The sequence below is a fragment of the Kistimonas scapharcae genome (assembly GCF_039540975.1).
GTDB lineage: Bacteria > Pseudomonadota > Gammaproteobacteria > Pseudomonadales > Endozoicomonadaceae > Kistimonas > Kistimonas scapharcae.
Genome location: NZ_BAABFL010000476.1, coordinates 19,230 through 43,756, shown reverse-complemented (window position 1 = coordinate 43,756; position 24,527 = coordinate 19,230). Strand labels below are relative to the sequence as shown.

The following is a 24,527-nucleotide window of genomic DNA, read 5'->3' as shown; positions in this document are numbered from 1 at the left end:
GCTGAAAGCCCATCGTTTATCGTTTTATGCGTTCGGGTGCTGACCGTTTTATGGCTGCTTGCTGGTGTGGACGAGATAGTTGACGTCCAGATCCTGCTCTTTTAGCCGGTAAACCGTGGTCAACGGGTTGTAGACCATACCTGTCATATGTCTTATATCAAGTCCGGCGCTGCGACACCAGCCCGCAAGCTCATGCGGGCGAATAAATTTATCGTGCTCGTGTGTTCCCTTGGAGAGCAGTTTCAGGATGTATTCAGCACCGACAATGGCAAAGAGCCACGATTTTGGGGTTCGGTTGAGGGTGGCAAAGAACACATGTCCTCCCGGCTTGACCAGTCGTGCACAGGCGTCGATGACCTTGCCCGGGTCAGGAACGTGTTCCAGCATCTCCAGGCAGGTCACCACATCAAAGCTGCCGGGTTGTTCGTCGGCCAGCTGTTCCGCTGTGATCTGTTGATAATTGACTTCCACGCCGGTTTCCAGACTATGTAAACGGGCAACGGCGAGCGGGGCTTCACCCATGTCGATACCGGTTACAATGGCGCCCCGCTGAGCCATTGATTCGCTGAGGATGCCGCCGCCGCAGCCGACATCCAGAACGTTTTTTCCGGCTAGGCCAACCTTCTCGTCGATGTAGTTGAGGCGCAGTGGATTGATCGCGTGCAGCGGTTTGAACTCGCTTTCACGATCCCACCAGCGGCTGGCCAGGGCTTCGAACTTGGCGATTTCATCGCGGTCGACGTTGGCGTTGTAGCGTTCCTCGGTCATGCATTGGCCCCTTATGCGCGTTCGGAGATCTTTTTCTGCCACTGGCGGGCGTTTTCAATCAGGAATGGTCCATCCAGCGTGGTCAGGCGACGGTTGTCCATTAGTAGGCGGCCATTGACCCAGACATGGGTTGCCTGGTTGCGGGTGGCGGTGTACACCAGTTGGGAAACCGGGTTATAGAGCGGATAGTTTTCGATGTCATCCAGCGCGAATGCTGCTATATCGGCCAGCTTACCGTTTTCCAGTGAGCCCACCTGATCCTCAATGCCCATGGCGCGGGCGCCGTTGATGGTGGCTGCCGCCAGGGCCTCATGGGCGCTGAGAGCTGTGGCGTTATGGCCTACGGCTTTAGCCAGCAGGGCGGCAGTGCGCATTTCACCCAGCATATCCAGGTCGTTGTTGCTGGCGCAGCCGTCGGTGCCCAGGGCGACGTTGATGCCTTCCTGCTGCATTCTGTCGAGAGGCATAAAACCGCTGGCCAGCTTGAGGTTGGATTCCGGGCAGTGCACCACGTGGCAACCGTTGCGGGCAATCAGCTGGTAATCCGCTTCGTTCATCTGGGTCATGTGGACGCACTGCAGGCGTGGTGACAGGAAGCCAATGTCGGCCAGACGTTGGATTGGGCGGCGACCATCCTTTTCCATTGCCTGATTGATTTCGTCAGCGCTTTCGTGGATGTGCATCTGGACCGGCAGGTCGAGCTGTTCCGCGAGAGTCGCAATTTTCTTCAGGGGCTCGTCGCTGACGGTGTAGGGGGCGTGGGGTCCAAAGCCAACCCGAACCAGTGAGTGGTTACGGAACTTGTCGTGTGTCGCCAGGCCTTTTTCGATGTAGTCGTCAGCATCTTTGCCCCATGTGGTGGGGAAGTCCAGGATGGGGAAGACAATCTGGGCCCGCATGCCGGCATTATTGGCAGCGCTTGCGGAGGCGTCAGGATAGAAATAGTTATCGCTGTAGGTGGTGGTGCCACAGCGGATCATTTCTGCGATGGACAACCGGGTACCGTCATGGACAAATTCTTCGCTAACCCAGCGGCCTTCGGCGGGCCAGATATGGTTGTTCAGCCAGTCCATCAGCGGCAGGTCGTCAGCCAGTCCACGGAACAGTGACATGGCGGCATGACCGTGGGCATTGATGAAGCCTGGTATCAGGGCGTGACGGTCCAGGTTGTGTTCCTGTGAAGCCTGGTAGCGACCATCGACATCCGTGGTTGGCAGGATGTCGATGATGCTGTCGCCCTGAATCGCCAGGCTGTGATGTTCCAGTATGTCACGGTTGGTATTGACCGGAATAACCCAGCGGGCGTGGATCAGGGTATCGACCTGCTTGATGCTGTTTGCGGCGTTCTGTGTCATCAGGGAATCCTGTCAGGCAGTATTGTCGTGCAGTCTTTCTGCTATTTGGCTGCATCATATCGTATTTCTTGGGCAGGCGTGACCGTCGGAAACCCTTTTTATGGATATATCTGTCTATTTGTGGGTCTCAAGGTTATAGCGTGTGCTGATGGTGATGTGATGGCAGGAGTGGGAGGGGGTATGGCCAATCATTCCGGTGCCATATAGGCAGATTTAGGCCGGTATTTTTGGTGATGCAGTAAACAGCCTGTGGTATCATGCCAAAGTTTATCAAATCATTGGAAGTTGTCGGTGTTCAGGCGAACTGATAGCCGTTTATGTTCGTCAGCAGTCTTTCGGGCACTGGCAGTTGCATAACTTCCCGATACCGTTGGTCGATCAGGCAGGTTTGTCCGGTATAAGCCGGGCAGCAACCGGACAAGGGGTTCGTTTGCGCCTGTTGTCCTGGCCTCTTTCCTCAGGGGACAGGATCTTTCCGGCGGGTCATCTGTAGCAAGGAATATTGGGCGTTTATGGTGGATACTGCGAACGAAATTCTTCCGGTCAATATCGAAGACGAGCTGAAACAGTCGTATCTCGATTATGCCATGAGTGTAATCGTCGGGCGTGCCTTGCCTGATGTCCGTGACGGCCTCAAGCCCGTGCACCGCCGTGTGCTGTTTGCCATGAGCGAGCTGGGCAACGACTGGAACAAACCTTACAAGAAGTCCGCGCGTATCGTCGGTGATGTCATCGGTAAATACCATCCCCATGGTGACTCGGCGGTCTATGAAACCATTGTGCGCATGGCCCAGGATTTCTCCATGCGTTATACCCTGGTAGATGGTCAGGGTAACTTCGGTTCCATTGATGGTGACTCGGCGGCAGCCATGCGTTACACCGAAATACGCATGGACAAGCTCTCCCACGAGTTGCTGTCTGATCTGGACAAGGAAACCGTGGACTATGTGCCCAACTATGATGGCACGGAACAGATCCCGGCGGTCATGCCGACCCGTATCCCCAATCTTCTGGTCAACGGCTCTGCCGGTATTGCCGTCGGCATGGCGACTAATATTCCGCCGCATAACCTGACCGAAGTGATCAACGGTTGCCTGGCGTTGATTGATAATCCCGACCTCACGGTTGATGATCTGATGACCTATATTCCCGGTCCGGATTTTCCAACCGGCGCCATTATTAATGGTAAAGCAGGGATTCTTCAGGCTTATCGCACCGGTCGTGGTCGTATTTATATCCGTTCCAGAGCGGAAGTGGTGGATGATCCCAAGCGTAAGCGTCAGGTCATTATCATTCACGAAATTCCTTACCAGGTGAACAAGGCGCGTTTGATCGAGAAGATTGCCGAGTTGGTGAAGGAACGCAAGATTGAAGGTATTTCCGAGATTCGTGATGAATCCGACAAGGATGGTTTGCGGGTTGTTATCGAATTGCGCCGGGGTGAAGTGGGTGAGGTTGTACTGAACAATCTGTATGCCCAAACCCAGCTTGAAAATGTATTTGGCATCAACGTGGTTGCGTTGGTGGACGGTCGGCCGAAAACGCTGAACCTGAAAGAATTGCTGGAAGCGTTTGTCCGGCATCGCCGCGAAGTGGTCACTCGTCGTACCGTCTATGAGCTCCGTAAGGCTCGTGAGCGTGGGCATTTGCTGGAAGGTCTTGCGGTTGCCCTGTCGAATATTGATCCGATCATCCAGATGATCAAGGATTCGCCGACCGCTCAGGAGGCGCGTGAGCGTCTGATGGCTAAAGGTTGGGACGCAGGTTATGTGCAGAAAATGCTTGAGCGTGCAGGAGAAAACGCCTGTCGTCCTGATGATCTGCCGTCTGTGTATGGTGTTCAGGGAAATCTTTACCACCTGTCACCTGCGCAGGCACATGCCATCCTGGAGATGAAACTGCACCGACTGACAGGCCTTGAGCATGAAAAACTGCTCAATGAGTATCAGGAATTGCTGGTCAGGATTGCTGAACTCAGTCTGATTCTGGCGGATCCGGCGCGTCTTATGAGCGTTATCCGTGAAGAGTTGCAGAAAGTCGTTGCAGAATTTGGTGACGAACGTCGTACGGAGATCACCAGTTCCCGTCGCGATCTGACCGTTGAAGACCTGATTACTGAAGAGGACATGGTGGTCACCCTGTCCCACGCGGGTTATGCCAAAACTACACCGTTGGCGGAATATCAGGCTCAGCGTCGTGGTGGTCGTGGTAAATCGGCGGCATCGGTCAAGGAAGAAGATTTCGTTGAGCATATGCTGGTTGCCAATACCCATACCCGTATCTTGCTGTTCTCCAGCAAGGGTAAGGTGTACTGGCTGAAGGTGTATGAGATTCCCCAGGCAGGCCGTACGTCCCGTGGTCGTCCGGTGGTGAATATCCTGCCGTTGGCGGAAGGTGAAAAGATCACGGCCATGCTGCCGGTTGAGGCGTTTACCGAAGGGCATTACGTCTTCATGGCCACCCTGCGTGGTACGGTCAAGAAGGTACCGTTGGAACAGTTCTCGCGTCCGCGCTCTTCCGGTCTGATTGCTCTTGAATTGAATGAAGACGATATGCTGGTCGGTGCTGCGATCACTGATGGTGATCGAGATGTCATGATGCTCAGCAATAGCGGTAAGGCGATTCGTTTCAAGGAAACCGATGTGCGTGCCATGGGACGAACCGCCCGTGGTGTCCGAGGTATGCGTCTGGCGGATGATCAGCACGTAATCTCTCTGATTATTCCGGATGATGACGCACACATCCTCACTGCCAGTGAAAATGGTTACGGCAAACGTTCTGTCGTCAATGACTTCCGTCTGACAGGTCGTGGAGGTCAGGGTGTTATCGCCATGCAGTGCAATGACCGTAATGGTCAGATGGTCGGTGCGGTGCAGGTGTCTGGCGGCGATGAAATCATGCTGATTTCCGACCACGGTACGTTGGTGCGTACACGGGTTGAGGAAATTTCCGTGATGAGCCGCAATACCCAGGGGGTTCGTCTGATTCGTCTCTCTGCCGGTGAGCGCCTTGTGGGTGTGGAGCGGGTGGATGAGCCAGAGGAGGACGAGTCTGTGCTGGTGGATGATGGTATCCAGGAACCGGATGCTGAAGCGGAAGCTGCAACGGAAAGTTAAGCGTCATTCAGGCAGGCTGTCACCATAACCGGTACAGCCTGTCGCTTATATCGATGACGTAAACAATGCAGAATTGCAATAAAAACGAAAATCGAGCCAAACGAGCAAACTTTTCCGATGATTCCCTGTCTAACGGGAATTAGCGATAGAAGTGCCAAAACGGTGAACAACAGGCAGTGCCGTCATGACAAGAGCCTTTAATTTCTGTGCGGGTCCCGCCGCATTACCCACTGAAGTCCTTGAGCAAGCCCGCGATGAGATGCTGGACTGGCAGGGGCGTGGCATTTCGGTCATGGAGACCAGTCACCGGAACCCGGAGTTTATGGCGGTGGCTGCCCAGGCGGAGCAGGATCTGCGTGATCTGCTGGCCATTCCTGATAACTACCGCGTCCTCTTTATGCAGGGTGGGGCAACCGCGCAGTTTGCGACTGTGCCACTCAATCTGCTGGGTAAGCGGATGTCGGCAGATTACCTTGATACCGGACACTGGTCTTCCAAAGCGATCAAAGAAGCCTCTCGTTATTGTCAGGTAAATGTTGCTGGCAGTAGTGCAGATGCCAACTATACAACGGTGCCCGACGCTTCACGGTGGCGTTTGTCGACAGACGCTGCCTACGTCCACTACACACCGAATGAAACCATTGGCGGATTGGCCTTTGTCGATATTCCGGATACGGGTGATGTTCCGCTGGTGGCGGATATGTCCTCATCTATTCTTTCCGAACCACTGGATATCAGCCGTTTTGGTCTGATCTATGCCGGTGCGCAAAAAAATATCGGCCCTGCGGGTATTACGCTGGTGATTGTGCGTGAAGATTTGATGGGTTTTGCCTCGGATGCCTGCCCGTCGCTCCAGAACTACCAGTTGGTTTCGGATAATGACTCCATGCTTAATACGCCGCCAACCTTTGCCTGGTATCTGTCTGGACTGGTTTTTCAGTGGCTAAAACGTCAGGGCGGTCTGAAAGCCATTCAGGCATTGAATCAGCGCAAGGCTGGCAAGTTGTATGCGGCCATTGATGGCAGTGATTTTTACAGCAACCCGATTGAGACTGCCTACCGGTCCATCATGAATGTGCCGTTCCGTTTGGCAGATGATGCCCTTAATAGCACGTTTCTGAGTGAGTCCGCAGATGCAGGCTTGTTGAATCTCAAGGGGCACCGGGTTGTCGGCGGCATGCGCGCCAGCATCTACAATGCAGTGCCTGAGGCGGCGGTTGATGCGCTGGTTGCCTTTATGGCCGACTTTGAGCGACGCTACGGGTGATTGTGTTCTTCATAAAAAGCCTGTCTTCTACGCATGGCTGTTTGGCGAGTGATAACAGATAACGGGTGATCAAAATGGCGGACCAGGAAAAAGACCTGAAAGGGCTTCGGGATAAAATCGACAGTATTGATGGCAAGATTCTGGAGTTGATCAGTGCCCGTGCGGCAGTGGCCCAGGAAGTTGCCAGGGTCAAGGAAGCGGCAGGTGCCACCGATGCTTTTTTCTATCGCCCGGAGCGTGAGGCTCAGGTATTGCGTCGGATCATGTCACGCAATGATGGTCCTCTGGATGATGAAGAAATGGCGAGGCTGTTTCGTGAAATTATGTCGGCCTGTCTTGCCCTTGAAGAGCCAGTACGGGTTGCCTACCTTGGGCCTGAGGGAACCTTTACCCAGCAGGCGGCGCTGAAGCATTTCGGGCATTCTGCGGTCAGTGTGCCCATGGCGGCTATCGATGAAGTGTTCCGGGAAGTGGAATCGGGTGCGGTTAATTATGGTGTAGTACCGGTAGAGAACTCATCGGAAGGCGTGGTCAGCCATACCCTGGATTCCTTTATTCATTCTTCGATGCGCATTTGTGGCGAGGTGGTGTTGCGAATCCATCAGCATCTCCTGGTTGGGGAAAATACCCGTGAGGAAAAAATCACTCGGGTCTATTCCCATGCCCAGTCGCTGGCACAATGCCGCAAATGGCTGGATTCTCACTGGCCCATGGTGGAGAAAGTGGCTGTCAGCAGTAATGCGGAAGCCGCGCGTAGGGTCAAGGGTGAGTGGAACTCGGCAGCGATTGCCGGTGATATGGCCTGCGAGCTGTATGGGCTGAAAAAAGTCGCGGAAAAGATCGAAGATGAGCCGGATAACTCCACCCGCTTCCTGATTATTGGCAACCAGGATGTGCCAGCCAGTAATGAAGATAAAACCTCTATCGTTGTCTCTATGCGCAATCAGCCGGGTAGTCTCCACAGGTTGCTGGCGCCCTTTCACTGCTATGACATTGACCTGACCCGGATCGAAAGTCGTCCGTCGCGTTCGGGCGCCTGGAATTATGTCTTCTTCATTGATTTTACCGGCCACCGGGATGATCCGAAGGTGCAGTATGTGCTCAAGGAAGTTGAGGCATTTGCATCAGAGTTGAAGGTGCTGGGTTCATACCCCAAAGGGGTTCTGTAAATTACCTGGTGACGGGCCTGTCAGGCTCGCAATAGTGGGAGTAAAAACAGAGATGGGGTGTGATTACATAGCGCTGGCAAATCCCGGGGTTCAGGGGCTGCAACCGTATCAGCCGGGAAAGCCGGTCAGTGAAGTCGCCAGGGAGTTGGGGCTTGAAGAAAGCGCAATTGTGAAGCTGGCGAGCAATGAAAATCCGTTGGGTCCTTCACAGAGAGCGGTGGATGCGATGGCTCGGGCTGTGGGTGATTTGGCCCGCTATCCGGATGGTAATGGCTTCGCGTTGAAAGCGGCGCTGTCAGCCAAGTATGGTGTTGCGGCGGAGTGTTTTACGCTGGGTAATGGTTCCAATGATGTTCTGGAGCTTGTGGCCAGAGCTTATGTGGCGCCGGGTGATGAGGTCATTTTCTCCGAGCATGCCTTTGCGGTATATCCCATTGTGACCCTGGGTGTGGGTGGTGTCCCAGTTGTTGCTCCGGCTCAGGACTGGGGGCATGACCTGGCTGCCATGGCGGGCCGAATCAGCGACAAAACCCGCGTTATCTTTATTGCCAATCCTAATAATCCGACAGGTACCTGGCTGAAGCGCGATGCGTTGCAGGCGTTTTTGGATAGTGTGCCTGAGCATATCATCGTCGTTCTCGACGAGGCTTACTGCGAATATGTCGATGAGGTGGAGTATCCCAATGGGCTGCTCTGGCTGGAGCGTTATCCGAATCTGGTGGTGACACGTACATTTTCCAAGCTATACGGGCTTGCTGGGTTGCGGATTGGCTATGCGGTGGCCGGTGCAGCAATTACCAATGTGCTGAATCGTATCCGTCAGCCGTTCAATGTGAACAGTGTGGCTATGGAGGCTGCGCTTGCCGTTCTGGAAGATGATGCGTATCTTGCGCGTTCCCGGCAAGTGAATGCTGAAGGCCTGCGTCAGCTGGAGGCTGGACTGTCCGGTTTGGGTTTGGTGTGGATTCCCTCCATTGGTAACTTCATCACATTTGATACCGGCGGCAATGCGAATGGTATCTTTGATCGTTTGTTGCAGCGTGGTGTGATCGTACGTCCGATTGCTGCTTACGGTATGCCGAGCCATCTGCGGGTGTCTGTAGGTACAGAGGCCGAGAATCAGCAGTTTCTGGATGCCCTGAGTGCGGTCCTGAAGGAGATCGCCGATGGCGGATAAACCCTCGCTGCCGCTCCTATCGGACAGTACGGTACTGGTGATCGGGCTGGGGATGATTGGTGGCTCCCTGGCCGCCGCGCTGAAACAGCGCCATGCGTGTCATCGTGTGCTTGCCTGGGATCGTGATCGGCAATCGCTGGCCATTGCGCTGGAGCGGGGCATCATTGATAGCTATCCAGACTCTCTGGAGCTGGCGGTTGATGAGGCTGATATTCTGGTGTTGGCGGTTCCCATTCTTGGTATCGGGTCACTGCTGAAAGAGTTGGTCGGTCTTGAGGTCGACTGGTCCCGCAAAGTTATTACTGATGTAGGTAGTTGTAAGCAGATTGTCTTAGAGAGTGCCCGGAATGCTTTTGGACGCTTGCCTGAAAATCTGGTGCCAGGTCATCCTATCGCGGGTTCAGAGCGCAGTGGGGTTCTGGCGGCGAATCCTGATCTGTTTGAGGCCCACAAAGTTATCCTGACGCCGACGGAACAAAGTGCTGAAAAGGCAATTAATCGTGTAACCGGATTATGGGCAGCCTGTGGTGCCGATGTGCTTCATATGGATGTCGCTCATCATGATGAAGTACTGGCAAAAACCAGTCATTTGCCGCATTTATTAGCATTCTCTTTGGTGGACACCCTTGCGGGTGAGAAGGATAACCAGGATATCTTTCGTTATGCGGCCGGCGGTTTCAGGGATTTTACCCGGATTGCCGCCAGTGATCCCACCATGTGGCATGATGTTTTTCAGGCCAATCGCCAGGCTGTGCTGGAGGCGCTGGATGCGTTTCGGGAGGGTCTGGACACTTTGTATCAAGCCGTTTCAAGCGGTGACAGTCAAACCATGCGGGGTATTTTCACCCGGGCCAGGGCGGCGCGGGAGCATTTTACCAGCATGCTGGAAAATCAGGCGTATCTGAAACCCATGACAAACAGCCAGTTGACCTATGTGGCCCAGCCGGGCGGTTCCGTACGCGGCGATATTCGTGTGCCAGGCGATAAATCGATTTCCCACCGGTCCATCATGTTGGGTGCCCTTGCGCAGGGCGTCACGGAAGTTGATGGTTTTCTTGAAGGTGAGGATGCGCTGGCGACGCTGCAGGCGTTTCGCGATATGGGTGTGGTCATTGAAGGTCCGCACAATGGGCGTGTCATTATTTATGGTGTCGGGTTGTACGGGCTGAAGCAGCCGGCCGGCCCGCTTTACCTGGGCAATGCCGGTACCGCGATGCGACTCATGGCAGGGTTGATGGCGGCTCAGAGGTTTGATGTTGAGTTGACCGGTGATGAGTCTCTGTCAAAGCGGCCTATGGGTCGAGTGGTTGACCCTCTGCGGGATATGGGGGCGGAGATTGAGACCATGCCGGAAGGGCGTCCTCCTTTGAAGATCCATGGTGGCCGTTCGCTCAAGGGCGTGTCTTACCCCATGCCGATGGCTTCTGCACAGGTTAAATCGTGTTTGTTGTTGGCGGGTCTCTATGCCGAAGGTGAAACGTCCGTAACAGAGCCGGGCGTGACCCGCGACCATACCGAGCGTATGCTGTCGGGTTTTGGTTATCCTGTGGCTGTTGAGGCTAATCATGCTGCCCTTTCCGGTGGAGGTTCACTGACAGCAACGACCATTGATATTCCTGCAGATATATCTTCAGCGGCGTTTTTTATGGTGGCAGCGAGTATTGCGCCGGATTCCGATGTGTTGCTGAAGCATGTGGGGATTAATCCGACCCGCACCGGCGTTATTGATATCCTGCGCCTGATGGGGGCGGATATCACCCTCGACAATGAGCAGACGGTCGGTGGCGAGCCGGTGGCAGATATCCGGGTGCGCTCTGCCCAGCTTAAAGGGATTGAAATACCACAGGAATTGGTGCCGCTCGCTATTGACGAGTTCCCCGTGCTGTTTGTCGCAGCAGCCTGTGCAGAAGGGAAAACGTTGTTGCGTGGTGCAGAGGAGTTGCGGGTCAAGGAGAGTGACAGAATCCAGTCCATGGCGGATGGATTGCAGGCGCTGGGTGTTGATGCCCGGCCATTGCCGGATGGTATTGAAATTCTGGGTGGTGACATGGGTGGCGCAACCATCGACAGTCATGGTGACCACCGTATTGCCATGGCGTTTGCGGTGGCGGCGTTGCGTGCCAGTGATGAGATTATCATCAAGGATTGCAGCAATGTTGCCACATCATTCCCCAATTTTGTGGAGCTGGCCGATTCGGTTGGCTTCAGACTTAAAGTGATTGAGAAGATCAGACGTGATTGAAAACAATGTTCCTGTTGTAACCATTGATGGTCCGGGAGGATCCGGTAAGGGAACGCTTGCCCGTTTGCTGGCCCATGAGTTGGGCTGGCACCTTCTGGATAGTGGTGCACTGTATCGTTTGACGGCGTTGGCGGCTGTGAATCACGGCGTCAGTCTGGAGGACGAAGAATCCCTGAAAGTGCTGGCAGCCCATTTGGATGTGCAGTTCCTTGCCGGCTGCGATGATTCCTCGAAGGGTGGCATTGTGCTCGAAGGTGAGCATGTGGAAAATACGATCCGTACCGAGGAAGTGGGTGCCTGGGCGTCCAAGATTGCTACGCTTCCGGAAGTGCGCAGGGCGCTGCTGTCAAGGCAGCGGGCCTTTGCGGAAATGCCAGGCCTGGTGGCTGATGGCCGGGATATGGGCACGGTGGTGTTTGATGATGCGAACATCAAATTCTACTTGACCGCCAGCACTGAGGAGCGTGCAAGGCGTCGTTTTGAGCAGTTGCAAGCCCAGGGGGTAGATGTTAGTCTTGACCGCCTTTTAGCCGATATAAAGGCGCGGGACGATCAGGATAGCAACCGCGCAGTTGCGCCGCTCAAGCCCGCTGATGATGCGATTATCATAGACAGCACTAAACTGACAATACAGGAAGTGCTGGATAAAGTGCTGGATACCATGCGTCGTAACGCAGTGATCTGAAAATCGGCACCTATATTCGAATTATGCATCAGTAGATAGCTATAAGCCTTGTAGTCTTATAGTTGTGCCATGCAGTTCTGATGTGCGGCATAACGTAAAGTAGGTAGCAGCTGTTTGCTGAGGCAAGGTGGGGTGATGGTCTCGACGACCGGAAAAGTGGCAGGAGCCTTATCCTGTTGCAGGTCGTACAGCCAGTGACGGACTGTAACCCCTTTGTGATGATTAACCCGTACAGGCTGGTGGTGCGGTGGGAATCATGCGAAATCATCAACGTTTTGGTCCAGTTCAGGCCGCGTTGCTCTGTTTCGTTTGACATCTTTAACAGGAATGACAATGACTGAATGCTTTGCCGACCTCTTCGAAGAGAGTCTGAAAGAGATTGAAATGAAGCCTGGTTCCATCATCGATGGTATCGTGGTTGATATTGATGGCGACTGGGTTATCGTTCACGCTGGTCTGAAATCCGAGGGTGTTATCCCTGTGGAGCAGTTCCGCGCTGAGAACGGTGAGCTGACCATTCAGGTGGGCGACACTGTTCAGGTAGCTCTGGATGCAGTCGAAGACGGTTTCGGTGAAACCAAGCTGTCCCGTGAGAAGGCCAAGCGCGCCGAATCCTGGAAAGAGCTTGAGAAAGCCTTTGAAGCCAATGATGTGGTCAAGGGCATTATCAGCGGCAAGGTCAAGGGTGGCTTCACTGTTGACGTCAGCACTATTCGTGCGTTCCTGCCTGGTTCTCTGGTTGATGTTCGTCCGGTTCGCGACACTGCGCACCTGGAAGGCAAAGAGCTGGACTTCAAGGTTATCAAGCTGGATCAGAAGCGCAACAACGTGGTTGTTTCCCGTCGTGCCGTTCTGGAAGCTGAAAACAGTGCTGAGCGTGATGCTCTGCTGGGCACCCTGCAGGAAGGTCTGGAAGTCAAGGGTATCGTTAAGAACCTGACCGACTACGGCGCGTTCGTTGACCTGGGTGGTGTTGACGGTCTGCTGCACATTACTGACATGGCGTGGAAGCGTATCAAGCATCCGAGCGAAATCGTCAACGTTGGTGACGAGATCAACGTCAAGGTTCTGAAGTTCGACCGTGAGCGTAACCGTGTATCCCTGGGTCTGAAGCAGCTGGGTGAAGATCCGTGGATCGCCATCAAGAACCGCTTCCCTGAAGGTACCCGTGTATCCGGTCACGTGACCAACCTGACTGACTACGGCTGCTTCGTTGAGCTGGAAGAAGGCGTTGAAGGTCTGGTTCACGTGTCTGAAATGGACTGGACCAACAAGAACATTCACCCGAGCAAAGTCGTTTCCCTGGGTGATGAAGTTGAAGTTATGGTGCTGGATATCGACGAAGAGCGTCGTCGTATCTCCCTGGGTGTCAAGCAGTGCAAAGCTAACCCATGGGAAGAGTTCTCCGGTCAGCATAACAAGGGCGACAAGATCAAGGGTAACATCAAGTCCATCACCGATTTTGGTATCTTTATCGGTCTGGAAGGTGGTATCGACGGTCTGGTTCACCTGTCTGACATCAGCTGGAACGAAGGCGGCGAAGAAGCAGTTCGCAACTACAAGAAGGGCGAAGAAGTAGAAGCCGTTGTTCTGTCTATCGATGCAGAGCGTGAACGTATCTCACTGGGCATCAAGCAGCTGGATTCTGATCCGTTTGCCATGTATGCCGACACTAACCCCAAGGGCACTATCGTCAAGGGTACCGTGAAGGAAGTGAGCGCCAAGGCAGCTATCGTAGAGCTGGGTGAAGAGATCGAAGGTACTCTGAAGGCTTCTGAAATCAGTCGTGACCGCGTTGAAGACGCCACTAACGTGCTGAAGGAAGGCGAAGAGATCGAAGCTCGTATCATCAGCATTGATCGTAAGAGCCGCGTCATCAGCCTGTCCATCAAGGCGAAAGACGAAGCTGACGAAAAGGCTGCCATGAAGGAGCTTCGCGGTAAGCAGGAAGAGCCTGCCGCTGGCCCAACCACCATCGGTGACCTGATTAAGGCGCAGATGGAAGGCAAGTAAGTCTTACGACTGAATTGCTGTAAAAAAACCGCCGGTCTTACCGGCGGTTTTTTTATGCTTATCAATAAGTTGCTTGATTATCGAAGGGGAATTGGCTAGCTTAGAATTTTAGGCTCACAGGGTTCCGGGCAGTGAATTATCAGGCGTGTGAATTGTGTATACGCTTCGTCCGGTACGGGAGGCATGGGGGCGCGGTAACCTACCGTGATGAGGGAAGCACACTATGACACGATCGGAATTGATAGAGCGTATAGCTGAGGCGCAGGATCAGTTGATGCTCAAGGATGTTGAGTTGGCGGTAAAGGCCATTATTGATCAATTGTCTGGCTCATTATCATCGGGGGCGCGAATAGAAATACGCGGATTCGGCAGCTTCTCTCTCCATTATCGTGCGCCGAGAAAGGGCAGGAATCCCAAAACGGGTGAAACTGTCGCGCTTTCCGGTAAATATGTTCCTCATTTTAAACCCGGCAAAGAGTTGCGTGAGCGGGTGAATCAGGCTGCACTGGACGGTGTTGGCCGGTAATAATTCGGGTATGTAATAACATGGTCATCAGGTGGGTGTGTCTATTGCTGTGGTCTGTTCTGGCTATAGCGCTGTTTTTCCTGCTTTTTTCTTTTGTGCTGGAAAATCCGGTTGAGGTCACATTGACTATCCTGGGTTACCCCTTGGCGCCAGCTTCTCTCTCGGCGGTTGTTATTACTGTTTTTTTGCTGGGCGGCGTTGTTGGTGTCTTTTCTGGCATGATCATGGTGGCGCGCTTTCGTGTCAGGCATGTGCTTTTGAAGCGTAAAAATGAGCAGCTTGAGACGGAGGTCAAAAAACTGAGAATGAATGCGCTGAAAGGGTTGAGCTGATCCATGTTTGACCCCCTTTTGCTGGCGCTAATAATGGTATCCATCGCAGCTGGCTTTTTCCTGGGATATCGTCAACGCAGGCAGTCGCAACGCCAACGGCAGGAAGGATCGCTCAATAGCGAATACTTTGTCGGTCTTAATTACCTGTTGAATGAGCAGACCGATGAGGCGATTGAGTCGTTCATAAAAGCGCTGGAAATTAACGCTGATACAATCGATACCTACATTGTGCTTGGGCGCTTATTCCGCCGTCGTGGTGAGATCGAAAAAGCGATTCAGGCGCATCAAGACCTTCTGGCCAGGCCAAGTCTCACCCATGAGCAGTCGCTTCGCGTTCAGCTGGAGTTGGCGCATGATTACATTAAAGCTGGTTTGCTGGATCGCGGTGAGTCATTGCTTGAGGATATGCTGAAAACGCCCTGGTCGGGAGCGGATGAGTCTGTCCAATTGCTATTGTCGGTCTATGAGCAGGAGAAAGAGTGGCAGAAGGCGATTGATGTCATTCATCAGGCCCAAGGTGTTGATAGCCATCTCTATCAGCATCAGTTAGCGCATTACCACTGCGAGCTGGCGGAAGCGGCGCTTGAAGGCAATGATGTGTTGACTGCACGAAAGAATCTTCGTCTGGCCTTTGCGCGGGATCGGGATAATGTGCGGGCGACATTAATTCTTGGTAGTCTTGAGTGTTCGTTGAAAAGTTATCGCGAATCTGCGCGTGTTTTACAGCGTATCTATCAACAAAATCCCCTGTTTATCTCAGAAAGTATTCCATTGCTTGAGCGCTGTTTTGAGGCGCTGTGGTCCAGTCGTGGATTGTCGGTATATCTCGGAAAGTGCCTGCGTGAGTATCCTTCTGCGGCAGTTGTGTTGGCTTCTGCCAGGCTGATTGCGCGGCAACAGGGGGATAAGGAAGCGGGGAGGTTTATTGCTGAACAAATCGTTAAGCGTCCTTCGCTAAAAGGTTTGAATGCACTGATTGACCTCAATATTGAAAATACGGAAGGTCGTCCGCGACAAAACCTTATGTTGCTGCGAGAGTTAACGGGTCGCCTTCTTGAAAGTAAGCCTGTGTATCGTTGTACGCAGTGTGGTTTCGATGGAAAAACACTTCACTGGCGATGCCCTCGGTGTCATCAGTGGGGCACCACTGAGCCAATCATGGGTATTGAAGGGGAATAAGTTAACCGATTTTGGTGATGGGTTTGTGTGCAGCGTGACGACTTGTTTGGTTGTTTTGAGCATTGCTCTACTTGGTCAGCAAGATGCATTGTAATTTTTCATGCTGTATACTCGTTCAGAATTTTGCCCCAGCTGTGCTCATTTCTGAGAGATCGCATTACTCATGATTTCAACCACTTCACATTGTTCTTCCCCTGTCATTGTCGCGCTTGATTTTCCTGAGGCTGCGTCGGCGCTTGCCATGGCGGATAGGCTGGATCCTGCGATGTGTCGTGTAAAAGTGGGTAAGGAGCTGTTCACCTGTGCAGGGCCTTCCGTTGTTGAAGCGTTGCAGAGTAAAGGATTTGATGTTTTTCTTGATCTGAAATTCCATGATATCCCCAATACAACCAGTAAGGCGGTTGCCGCTGCAGCCAGGTTGGGGGTATGGATGGTGAATGTGCATGCTTCAGGTGGCCGTCGTATGATGGAAGCTTGCCGAGAAGAGCTTGAGCGGCTTCAGCTTGATCGCTCGCCATTGTTGATTGCGGTTACCGTGCTCACCAGTATGAGCGATGAAGAGTTGCTCGAAATTGGCTACAAGTCCGGTGCTGCAGAGATGGTGCGTCATCTCGCTGCTTTATCAGTAGATAGCGGTATGGATGGTGTTGTGTGCTCGGCTCAGGAAGCGGCAATGCTCAAGCAGTCCCATGGTATAAATATCAAGCTGGTGACGCCCGGTATTCGCCCGGAAAATTCCGATGTAAATGATCAGCGTCGTATTGTAACGCCGGCTCAAGCTGTGCAGAATGGCAGTGATTACCTGGTCATTGGTCGGCCGATTACGCAGGCTGCAGAACCGGTTAACGTGCTGGAGACGATTATCGCCAGCCTGAACTGAGCAACAGGGAAAAACTCTTATGGATGAGTGGTATTTGCTGCGTAGCAAGCCCCGGCAGGAGCTGCGGGCTGTTGAACATCTTGAGCGGCAGGGTTTTACCGCTTATTGCCCAATGCTGCAGAAGAAGAAAGCCAGAATAGAACCTTTGTTCCCTGGATATGTCTTTCTCCAGCATGAAGCATTTGAAGATAATCCTGACTATGGCAAGGTGCGGTCGACACGTGGTGTTATGACGTTTGTTCGCTTCGGTGATGAGTTTGCAAAAGTACCTGAAGAGTTGCTTGAAGGGGTTCGTCATCAGGAGGAAAGCCTAAAGGGCTGTCCTGCATTCGTGGAGGGCCAAATAGTGGGGTTTGCTGATGGCCCATTTTCTGAAATTCAGGCGGTATACCTGTGTGAGCGCGGTGAAGAGCGTAGTGTTGTCCTGCTCAATGTGTTAAACCGTGAGCAGCGAATGGTTGTTCGCACTGATAATCTTCGTAAGCAAAGCTGAAATATTTTGAGAGCGCCTTCAGCGCAAAGCTTGCTCGTGTATTGACACTTTTTCAGTGTAATTATTCGCTTATTGGCATGCGTTTTCCGACGATTGCTCTAGTCTGGTAGTCGTTTCATGGGTATCAATTCTTTCATACTTTCAAAAAGTTAGCAGATGCTAAAAGTCAAGATTGCATCTCGTTCGTGACCACGTAGAATTCACCTATCTTTTCTGTTTTGGCTATAACGGGTGGGTGAAGTGCGAAGTCCTGTCAGTCATCTACTAATACGTTTATGCGGTAGTTTCTACAACACCCAGCCAATACTCCATATCTCGTAATCAATCAGGCAGCAACAGTCACCACAGGTGTACAGGAGTGAGCGTAAGCAGGTAAAACTAATTCTCGACATAAAGCAGGCCGCAGTTCCGACAGGTGCGATATGAAGTTGGCGGGCGGTAGCGTGTCTGGGATTTGTGTTTAATCTGCTGATATCACTGCTCTGAGTGAGTCACAGAGTCGTAAAATGCTCAAGCTAGATGTAAACGAATGAAAACTGAGGAACGTTTGTTTAGCGTAGTCATACCCGCCTATAACTACGCAGAGAGCCTGCCACGGGCCCTGGAATCCGTTCTGCAACAACCGGGAAACGATTATGAGGTGCTGATTGTTGATGATGGTTCTACGGATGATACGAGCGCAGTCATTGAGCGTTTGAAAGCGTTATATCCGGCAAGGTTTAATGCTGTATCCAGGGAGAACTCAGGCCCTGCTGCAGTGAGAAACTATGGAATCACTAATACAACCGGTGACTGGCTAATTTTTCTTGATGCCGACGATGAGTTAATGCCTGATGCACTGGCAGAGTTGCGGCGCTTTATTGTTGAACATGAGTCCGTACGTTTGATTGTCGGCGGGCACATGGTCGCTGATACGGATGGTAGTGAGCGCTACCGTGGCGTGAAAGTGTTACCGGCAGATCCTGAAGCACGTCTTGCAGGCTATCTGTTGAAAAAGACAATCACACCGTCCAATGGTGCGACAGCTATGCACAGGAGTATATTCCAGCGTTGTCTTTACCCAGAGCAGTTTAGAAACTCTGAGGATATTCCAGTATTTGCCTATGCGCTGACCAATTTTGAAAGTGCTGCACTTGATAAGCCCATCAATCGTATTTACAAGCACGCTGATAGCCTCAGACACAACCTGATATATGCTGACGATATTGGCACGCGCCTGGTTGAGGAGGTTTTCCGTGAAGACCATATCCCGGCCCATCTCCAAAAATACAAGCGTGTTTATGCGGGGCAGCGCTGCTTATCGTTATTCAGAACGTTTTACCTCGCAGGTCAAAAGGAAGCTGCGCTAAAGTATTATCGCGAAGCGCTTCGCTATGACTGGCGTGCACTCTTTAAATTTTCGTATACCAAAAAGGCTATCCGTCTGTTGGTTGCCTGATCTAACTGATTGAATCTCATTAATGACGTCAAAACTGCGTATTCTGCAAATTCAGAATAATTTTAATGTCAATGAATCTGATCTTGCTGAGCAAATCATAAAAGGGTTGGATAGAGATCACGTTGACATTACAACGGCTTTTTTAAAGAAAAAGCCTCGCCCAGATGACCAGGTTAGTGCTGCTGACAAATCCGTGTATTTTGATTTCAGTAGCAAACAACTGAAAGGATTACAGCGGTACCTCGCTCTTTATCGTCTTTATCGTTTCTGTAAAAGCTACCAGTTCGATGTAGTGATATGTCATCGATTTAAACCAACCCATTTGTTTCTCTTATTGAACCGGTTTTTGTCATTCCGTTTGTGCATCAGTGTGACGCATGGTATTGGTGACTTTGATCGTCGCTATCGTCAGAAGGTCGTTAATCGTTTGCTGAGAAATAACTGGCGTTTCATTGGTGTTTCTGAAGCAGTAAAAAATGACTTAGTAAAACATTGCCATAGTCTGAATGATCAGAATACGCTGGTTATTAATAATGCCATTGATATTCAGCGTGCACATGACGTACAGCATTCGCGGGAAAAAGCGCGTGAGATGTTGTCAATTGATCCTCAACGTTTTGTATTCGGAACGATTGGTAGACTGGTGCCGGTCAAAGGGCATAAGTATCTGATTGATGCCGCCAGAATGCTTAAAGATAAATACCCTGCGATGCAGGTTGTGATTATTGGTGGTGGACGTCTGGATCAGACGCTTCAAAAGCAGATTGATGAGCATCAATTGAATGATGTCGTCAAACTGGTTGGCTGGAAAGACAATGCGCTGCAATATGTCAGAGCATTTGATGTGTTTGTATTGCCTTCGCTCAGTGAAGGCATGCCCATTTCACTGTTAGAAGCGATGAGTGGTGCTCTTCCTACAATTGGTAGTGATATTCCCTCTATTCGTCCAGTGATTGAAAAGGTTGGAAAGTTAGCTAAGCCTGAAAACGTCGAGTCATTAGCCCAGGTTATGGAAAGTTATCTTCAGATGTCACCGGAACAGATTACGCAGTCGGGAGAAGCGCATCTGAAATACCTGCAGGCGAATCATGCGATTGAAGATTACAGACGCCACTACAGGCAATTGATTGAGCAGGTTTGACAGTTTGTCGCTTACTATGAAAGAAAGAAATACGATCCTTGTGACAGGTGGAGCCGGTTTTATTGGATCGGCGGTCGTTCGTTACCTGATTAATGAGACAGAGCATACCGTTGTTAATGTCGATAAGCTGACCTATGCGGGTAATCTTGAATCACTCAAATCTGTAGCCAGCCATTCACGTTATCACTTTGTTAAAGCTGATATTTGTGATAACGACTCAATGATGAAAGTCATCAGAGAATTTAAGCCTGGTGCTATTATGCATTTGGCAGCAGAAAGCCATGTTGACCGTTCTATCGATGGGCCTGCGGCTTTTATTCAGACCAACATCGTAGGCACTTATGTGTTACTTGAGGCCGCACGTGACTATTGGAATACGCTGCATGATGCTGAAAAAGGTCAGTTTCGTTTTCATCATATTTCGACAGACGAAGTGTATGGTGATCTTGAGAACGATACTGATCTCTTTAGTGAAACGACATCGTATGCACCTAGCTCACCATATTCTGCTAGCAAAGCCAGTTCTGACCATTTAGTGCGCTCCTGGTATAGAACCTATGGTCTTCCTGTAGTACTGACAAATTGCTCAAATAACTACGGTCCGTATCATTTTCCGGAGAAGCTGATTCCGCTGGTTATCTTAAATGCTCTTGAAGGTAAAGATTTGCCTGTCTACGGGCAGGGGCAACAAATAAGAGACTGGCTATATGTAGAGGATCATGCCAGGGCGCTGTATACCGTTTTAACGGAAGGTAAAGCTGGTGAAACCTATAACATCGGTGGTCATAACGAAAAGCGTAATATCGATGTCGTCAAAACGATTTGTGAATTGCTGGAAGAGTTAGCGCCTAAGAAGCCTGACGGGCTTAAGCGGTACAGCGATTTGATTACGTTTGTTTCTGACCGTCCCGGGCATGACAGACGTTATGCAATTGATGCAAGCAAAATCCAGAAAGCACTGGGCTGGGTACCGGAAGAATCCTTTGAAACGGGCATCCGAAAAACCGTGAAGTGGTATCTCGATAATCTTGAGTGGTGTCGTCATGTACAAGATGGCAGCTATCAGCGGGAACGATTAGGAGTGGGTGAATAACAATGAAAGGAATCATTCTTGCCGGCGGCAGTGGAACCCGGCTTCATCCAATTACCCGTGGGGTTTCTAAACAGTTATTACCGGTTTACGACAAACCGATGATTTATTATCCGCTATCAGTACTTATGCTGGCGGGTATACAAGATATTCTTGTCATCACCACACCTGATGATCAGGTTCATTTTTATAATGTACTGGGTGACGGCAGCCAGTTTGGCATTAATCTGACCTATGCCATACAGCCAGAGCCCAAAGGGCTTGTACAGGCTTTTACCATTGGCCGGAGCTTCATTGGTAATGATCGTGTATGTTTAGTGTTAGGTGATAACATCTTCTATGGACAGGGATTTACGCCAAAACTTCAAGAGGCGGCTAGTCGGGAAGACGGTGCAACAGTATTTGGTTACCGTGTTAAAGATCCAGAACGTTTTGGTGTTGTTGCTTTTGATGAATCAGGTCGTGCGACATCCATAGAAGAAAAACCAGTATCGCCTAAATCTTCCTATGCTGTCACAGGCTTGTATTTTTACGATAATGAAGTAATCGATTTATGTCGCGAAGTGAAACCATCGGCTCGTGGTGAATTGGAAATTACTGACCTGAATCGGATGTATCTTGAAGCAGGGCAACTTCATGTGGAGTTGTTGGGACGTGGATTCGCATGGCTTGATACGGGCACTCATGATGCATTACTTGAAGCAGGACACTTTGTTCAGACAATAGAACATCGTCAGGGACTTAAAGTGGCCTGTCTTGAAGAGATTGCATTTAACAATGGGTGGTTGAGCGCCCAGCAATTGATTGATCAGAGTAAGATATTGAATAAAACTAGTTATGGACAGTATCTTCTTAATCTTGTTGGAGCCGCTGTTTGATGAAAGATTCGTTGGTGTTTAAAGAAATTAAAGACAACCGCGGTGCTTTAGTTGCTATTGAAGCTGAAAAAGATATCCCATTTGGGATTAAGCGCGTCTATTATATATACGGCACAGCTGAAAAAGTTAGGCGAGGTTATCATGCGCATCACGAATTGCAACAACTAGCAGTCTGTGTGAAAGGTGCTTGTACATTTCTCTTAGATGACGGTAACAAAAAAGAAATACTACGTCTCGAAACACCAAATAAAGGGGTGTTAATCAATAAAATGGTATGGCACGAGATGTATGATTTTACTGACGATTGCGTTCTGATGGTATTGGCAAGTGACCATTATAAAGAAGATGATTACATTCGTGATTATGATGAGTTTGTTGACTTGCTAGGTTAGAAGAATGTTTTAGTGTCATTACATAAGCGTAATGACTGTTCATTATTGAAGTTCAGTATATATATTTTTTTAAGTTTATGATGAAAGATATCATTGTTCGTAAGTTTGATGAGGCATTGGATCAGACCTCTAAAACGTTATTGATTCCGGAACTCAAGGATAATTCTGTATTGCTTGAGACAGGGCTAGACTCTTTAGGCTTTGCAGTGCTTGTCGCGCTGCTTGAAGAAGAGTTGGGCTTTGATCCGTTTCAAATGACCGATGATCCAGTTTATCCAAAAACGTTCGGGGAGTTCGTCAGCTTCTATGAGGTCATGAATGAAAAAAGAGCGTAATATTTTTTCTATCATAGAATCAATTCCTGATGATCGAGTTTTTTTGGATGATGGTCATAAAACTATTACCTATGGACAGCTGAAAGATAGGACTAGACAACTGGAGCGGGATCTCTCCCCCTTAGAAGGTAAGATTTGTGCGATAACATCAGATTCCAAGATGAGTTTGGCCTGTTATTTACCTGTTTTATCAAAAGTTTGTCGTGGTTTGTATTTACAACCTTCTGGTCTGAGTTCTGAATACTTGACTGATCTTTATAAAGAGATAGGGGTTAGTTATAGGCTTGATCTAAGAGATAATAAATTTTATCTTGAAAAAATATCAGATATAAATTCAAAAGAAGTATTGGCGTCAGGTATAATCTTATCGACTTCAGGAACATCTGGACAACCAAAGGTATTAAGTTATTCACTTTCCTCATTGATGAGTAAGACTAAGGTTGATATAAACAGAGGTTCTGATTTTAATTGGGGATTATGTTATGACCTTAATCGATTTGCTGGATTGCAAGTCTATTTGCAAGCCGTATCATCAGGGTCGACAATAACACCATTAAAAACGTGCATGCCTGTAGCTGAACAAGTTGATATGTGTATACGCACAGGCGTGAATGCTATTTCAGCTACGCCTTCCTATTGGCGTCAGCTGGTTATGGCTCCACAACTAAATAAATTAAATATGCGTTTGATAACGCTAGGTGGAGAAATTGCAGATCAGTCAATACTGACTGCTCTAAGGAAAGCGTTTCCTGAAACCAGAATTGTACATATATATGCCTCTACAGAGGCTGGAGTCGGCTTCAGTGTTAAAGATGGTAAAGAAGGTTTTTCATTGGATCGCGTTCAGTTAGAAAATACTAATTTATCTCTTAAAGTTATTGATAATGTATTATTCATAAGAAGCAATTCATCAGCTGAATCTATCCTTTATGGAAAAATAGATATAGATGGTGAAGGTTTCATTGATACGGGCGATCTTGTAGAAAAAAAAGAAGATCGTTATATATTTAAAGGTCGAGTTTCAGGCACTATCAATGTTGGTGGTAATAAAGTTCTGCCTGAAGAGATTGAAAAGGTGCTGAATTCTCACCCTGCTGTATTAATTTCAAGAGTGTACCCTAAAAAGAATTCGATACTGGGTGCTTTGGTATGTGCAGAGGTTGTTCTCAATGCCGCTGTAGATAATGCAAGTTTTAAAAATATTGACTCACAGTTGAAATCATGCTGCAAAGAACTTCTAGAGCCCTTCAAAGTGCCTGCTATTATAAAGCAGGTTGATAATATTGAAGTGTCAACTGCTGGAAAAATTATCAGGTCCTATGAGTAAGAAAATCGTTATCGTCAGCGGTGCGGGTAGAGGGCTTGGATTAGCCTTATCAAAGCAACTAATTAGCGAAGGCTATAAGGTTATTGGTATTGGTAGATCACTAACGGCTGATTTCGAAGAGCTTTGTGCTTGCAGTGATTCTGCTGCTTTCTATGTTTATGATTTTGTTAATGTAGAAGGCATATCTAACCTCGTTAAAGAGATTACTAAGGCGCATGGACGACCTTATGGTCTGATTAATAATGCTGCTATTGGAAGTGATGGCATATTAGCGACAATGCATGATAAGGATATCGCAAACGTTTTAAAGGTAAATGTCGAAGCGCCAATATTGCTTACTAAGTATGTAAGTCGTGCAATGCTGTTGAACAGAGTCGGGCGAATCATTAATGTTAGTTCCATTATTGGCTCAACTGGCTTTAATGGCTTAAGTGTTTATGGCGCATCAAAGTCTGCGTTGTCAGGATTTACTAAATCTCTATCTAGAGAATTAGGCAAGGCGAGTATTACGGTAAATACATTAGCACCAGGTTACCTTGAAACGAATATGACAAAGGGCTTGGAGGGAAGTAAGCTGGATCAGATTAAACGTAGAAGTCCGCTAGGTCGTCTTGCAAATGTTGATGATGCTGCAGCTGCTTGCATATTTTTGTTGTCGGAAGCGGCAGGATCAATTACTGGCACTACCATCACTGTCGATGCTGGTAGTACGGCATAAAGAATA

General features: G+C 49.8%; 22 protein-coding genes. 20 read left to right on the top strand and 2 right to left on the bottom strand.

Annotated features, from left to right (window positions below; all coding sequences use genetic code 11):
- Positions 1 to 48: 48 nt before the first annotated feature.
- Together ubiG and ABD892_RS25130 are read right to left on the bottom strand one after the other, a co-directional pair.
- A complete protein-coding gene (gene ubiG, locus ABD892_RS25135) occupies positions 49 to 768 on the bottom strand; it encodes a bifunctional 2-polyprenyl-6-hydroxyphenol methylase/3-demethylubiquinol 3-O-methyltransferase UbiG (protein WP_345199061.1) in 720 nt (239 codons plus the stop codon).
- Between the two features lie 11 nt (positions 769 to 779).
- A complete protein-coding gene (locus ABD892_RS25130; protein ID WP_345199060.1) occupies positions 780 to 2,123 on the bottom strand; it encodes a TRZ/ATZ family hydrolase in 1,344 nt (447 codons plus the stop codon).
- A gap of 512 nt (positions 2,124 to 2,635) precedes the next feature.
- Between ABD892_RS25130 and gyrA the strand changes: the two genes are divergently transcribed.
- The 20 genes from gyrA to ABD892_RS25030 all read left to right on the top strand — a co-directional run bounded on the left by gyrA (position 2,636) and on the right by ABD892_RS25030 (position 24,521).
- On the top strand, positions 2,636 to 5,239 hold the full coding sequence (gyrA, locus tag ABD892_RS25125; RefSeq protein WP_345199059.1) for a DNA gyrase subunit A: 2,604 nt from the start codon (positions 2,636 to 2,638) through the stop codon (positions 5,237 to 5,239).
- Positions 5,240 to 5,423: 184 nt separating this feature from the next.
- Positions 5,424 to 6,506: a 3-phosphoserine/phosphohydroxythreonine transaminase gene (gene serC / locus ABD892_RS25120; RefSeq protein WP_345199058.1), complete on the top strand. Its 1,083-nt coding sequence runs from the start codon at positions 5,424 to 5,426 to the stop codon at positions 6,504 to 6,506.
- A 74-nt stretch (positions 6,507 to 6,580) separates the two neighbouring features.
- Positions 6,581 to 7,675 (top strand): prephenate dehydratase, encoded by a 1,095-nt coding sequence (gene pheA / locus ABD892_RS25115; protein ID WP_345199057.1) that lies wholly within the window; start codon positions 6,581 to 6,583, stop codon positions 7,673 to 7,675.
- Between the two features lie 52 nt (positions 7,676 to 7,727).
- On the top strand, positions 7,728 to 8,852 hold the full coding sequence (gene hisC / locus ABD892_RS25110; protein ID WP_345199084.1) for a histidinol-phosphate transaminase: 1,125 nt from the start codon (positions 7,728 to 7,730) through the stop codon (positions 8,850 to 8,852).
- Positions 8,842 to 11,094, top strand: coding sequence for a bifunctional prephenate dehydrogenase/3-phosphoshikimate 1-carboxyvinyltransferase (locus ABD892_RS25105; RefSeq protein ID WP_345199055.1), 2,253 nt, complete (start codon positions 8,842 to 8,844; stop codon positions 11,092 to 11,094). Before hisC ends, ABD892_RS25105 begins: the two co-directional genes overlap by 11 nt.
- Positions 11,090 to 11,779 (top strand): (d)CMP kinase, encoded by a 690-nt coding sequence (gene cmk, locus ABD892_RS25100; RefSeq protein ID WP_345199082.1) that lies wholly within the window; start codon positions 11,090 to 11,092, stop codon positions 11,777 to 11,779. The genes ABD892_RS25105 and cmk overlap by 5 nt, the downstream gene beginning before the upstream one ends.
- Positions 11,780 to 12,112: 333 nt before the next feature.
- Entirely contained in the window at positions 12,113 to 13,792 is a 1,680-nt protein-coding gene (gene rpsA / locus ABD892_RS25095; RefSeq protein ID WP_345199054.1) for a 30S ribosomal protein S1, read from the top strand.
- Between the two features lie 223 nt (positions 13,793 to 14,015).
- Positions 14,016 to 14,318 carry an integration host factor subunit beta gene (locus tag ABD892_RS25090; protein ID WP_345199052.1) on the top strand — a complete coding sequence of 101 codons (303 nt, stop codon included), beginning with the start codon at positions 14,016 to 14,018 and terminating at the stop codon, positions 14,316 to 14,318.
- 44 nt (positions 14,319 to 14,362) lie between these two features.
- A complete protein-coding gene (locus ABD892_RS25085; RefSeq protein WP_345199050.1) occupies positions 14,363 to 14,650 on the top strand; it encodes a LapA family protein in 288 nt (95 codons plus the stop codon).
- Positions 14,651 to 14,653: 3 nt separating this feature from the next.
- The gene (gene lapB, locus ABD892_RS25080) at positions 14,654 to 15,829 is read left to right on the top strand and encodes a lipopolysaccharide assembly protein LapB (RefSeq protein ID WP_345199049.1); all 1,176 of its coding nucleotides are present in this window, start codon (positions 14,654 to 14,656) and stop codon (positions 15,827 to 15,829) included.
- A gap of 163 nt (positions 15,830 to 15,992) precedes the next feature.
- Entirely contained in the window at positions 15,993 to 16,709 is a 717-nt protein-coding gene (gene pyrF / locus ABD892_RS25075) for an orotidine-5'-phosphate decarboxylase (protein WP_345199047.1), read from the top strand.
- A 19-nt stretch (positions 16,710 to 16,728) separates the two neighbouring features.
- Entirely contained in the window at positions 16,729 to 17,202 is a 474-nt protein-coding gene (locus ABD892_RS25070) for a transcription termination/antitermination NusG family protein (RefSeq protein WP_345199046.1), read from the top strand.
- 529 nt (positions 17,203 to 17,731) lie between these two features.
- On the top strand, positions 17,732 to 18,640 hold the full coding sequence (locus tag ABD892_RS25065; protein ID WP_345199045.1) for a glycosyltransferase family 2 protein: 909 nt from the start codon (positions 17,732 to 17,734) through the stop codon (positions 18,638 to 18,640).
- A gap of 22 nt (positions 18,641 to 18,662) precedes the next feature.
- Positions 18,663 to 19,781: a glycosyltransferase gene (locus tag ABD892_RS25060; RefSeq protein ID WP_345199044.1), complete on the top strand. Its 1,119-nt coding sequence runs from the start codon at positions 18,663 to 18,665 to the stop codon at positions 19,779 to 19,781.
- A gap of 16 nt (positions 19,782 to 19,797) precedes the next feature.
- Positions 19,798 to 20,874: a dTDP-glucose 4,6-dehydratase gene (gene rfbB / locus ABD892_RS25055; RefSeq protein ID WP_345199042.1), complete on the top strand. Its 1,077-nt coding sequence runs from the start codon at positions 19,798 to 19,800 to the stop codon at positions 20,872 to 20,874.
- A 2-nt stretch (positions 20,875 to 20,876) separates the two neighbouring features.
- Positions 20,877 to 21,749 (top strand): glucose-1-phosphate thymidylyltransferase RfbA, encoded by an 873-nt coding sequence (rfbA, locus tag ABD892_RS25050; RefSeq protein ID WP_345199041.1) that lies wholly within the window; start codon positions 20,877 to 20,879, stop codon positions 21,747 to 21,749.
- Complete coding sequence (locus ABD892_RS25045) at positions 21,749 to 22,141, top strand: sugar 3,4-ketoisomerase (RefSeq protein ID WP_345199040.1); 393 nt, start codon at positions 21,749 to 21,751, stop codon at positions 22,139 to 22,141. Before rfbA ends, ABD892_RS25045 begins: the two co-directional genes overlap by 1 nt.
- 80 nt (positions 22,142 to 22,221) lie before the next feature.
- Positions 22,222 to 22,476, top strand: coding sequence for a phosphopantetheine-binding protein (locus ABD892_RS25040; protein WP_345199038.1), 255 nt, complete (start codon positions 22,222 to 22,224; stop codon positions 22,474 to 22,476).
- A complete protein-coding gene (locus ABD892_RS25035; protein ID WP_345199037.1) occupies positions 22,460 to 23,803 on the top strand; it encodes an AMP-binding protein in 1,344 nt (447 codons plus the stop codon). The genes ABD892_RS25040 and ABD892_RS25035 overlap by 17 nt, the downstream gene beginning before the upstream one ends.
- Positions 23,760 to 24,521: an SDR family NAD(P)-dependent oxidoreductase gene (locus ABD892_RS25030; RefSeq protein WP_345199036.1), complete on the top strand. Its 762-nt coding sequence runs from the start codon at positions 23,760 to 23,762 to the stop codon at positions 24,519 to 24,521. The genes ABD892_RS25035 and ABD892_RS25030 overlap by 44 nt, the downstream gene beginning before the upstream one ends.
- Positions 24,522 to 24,527: the final 6 nt, after the last annotated feature.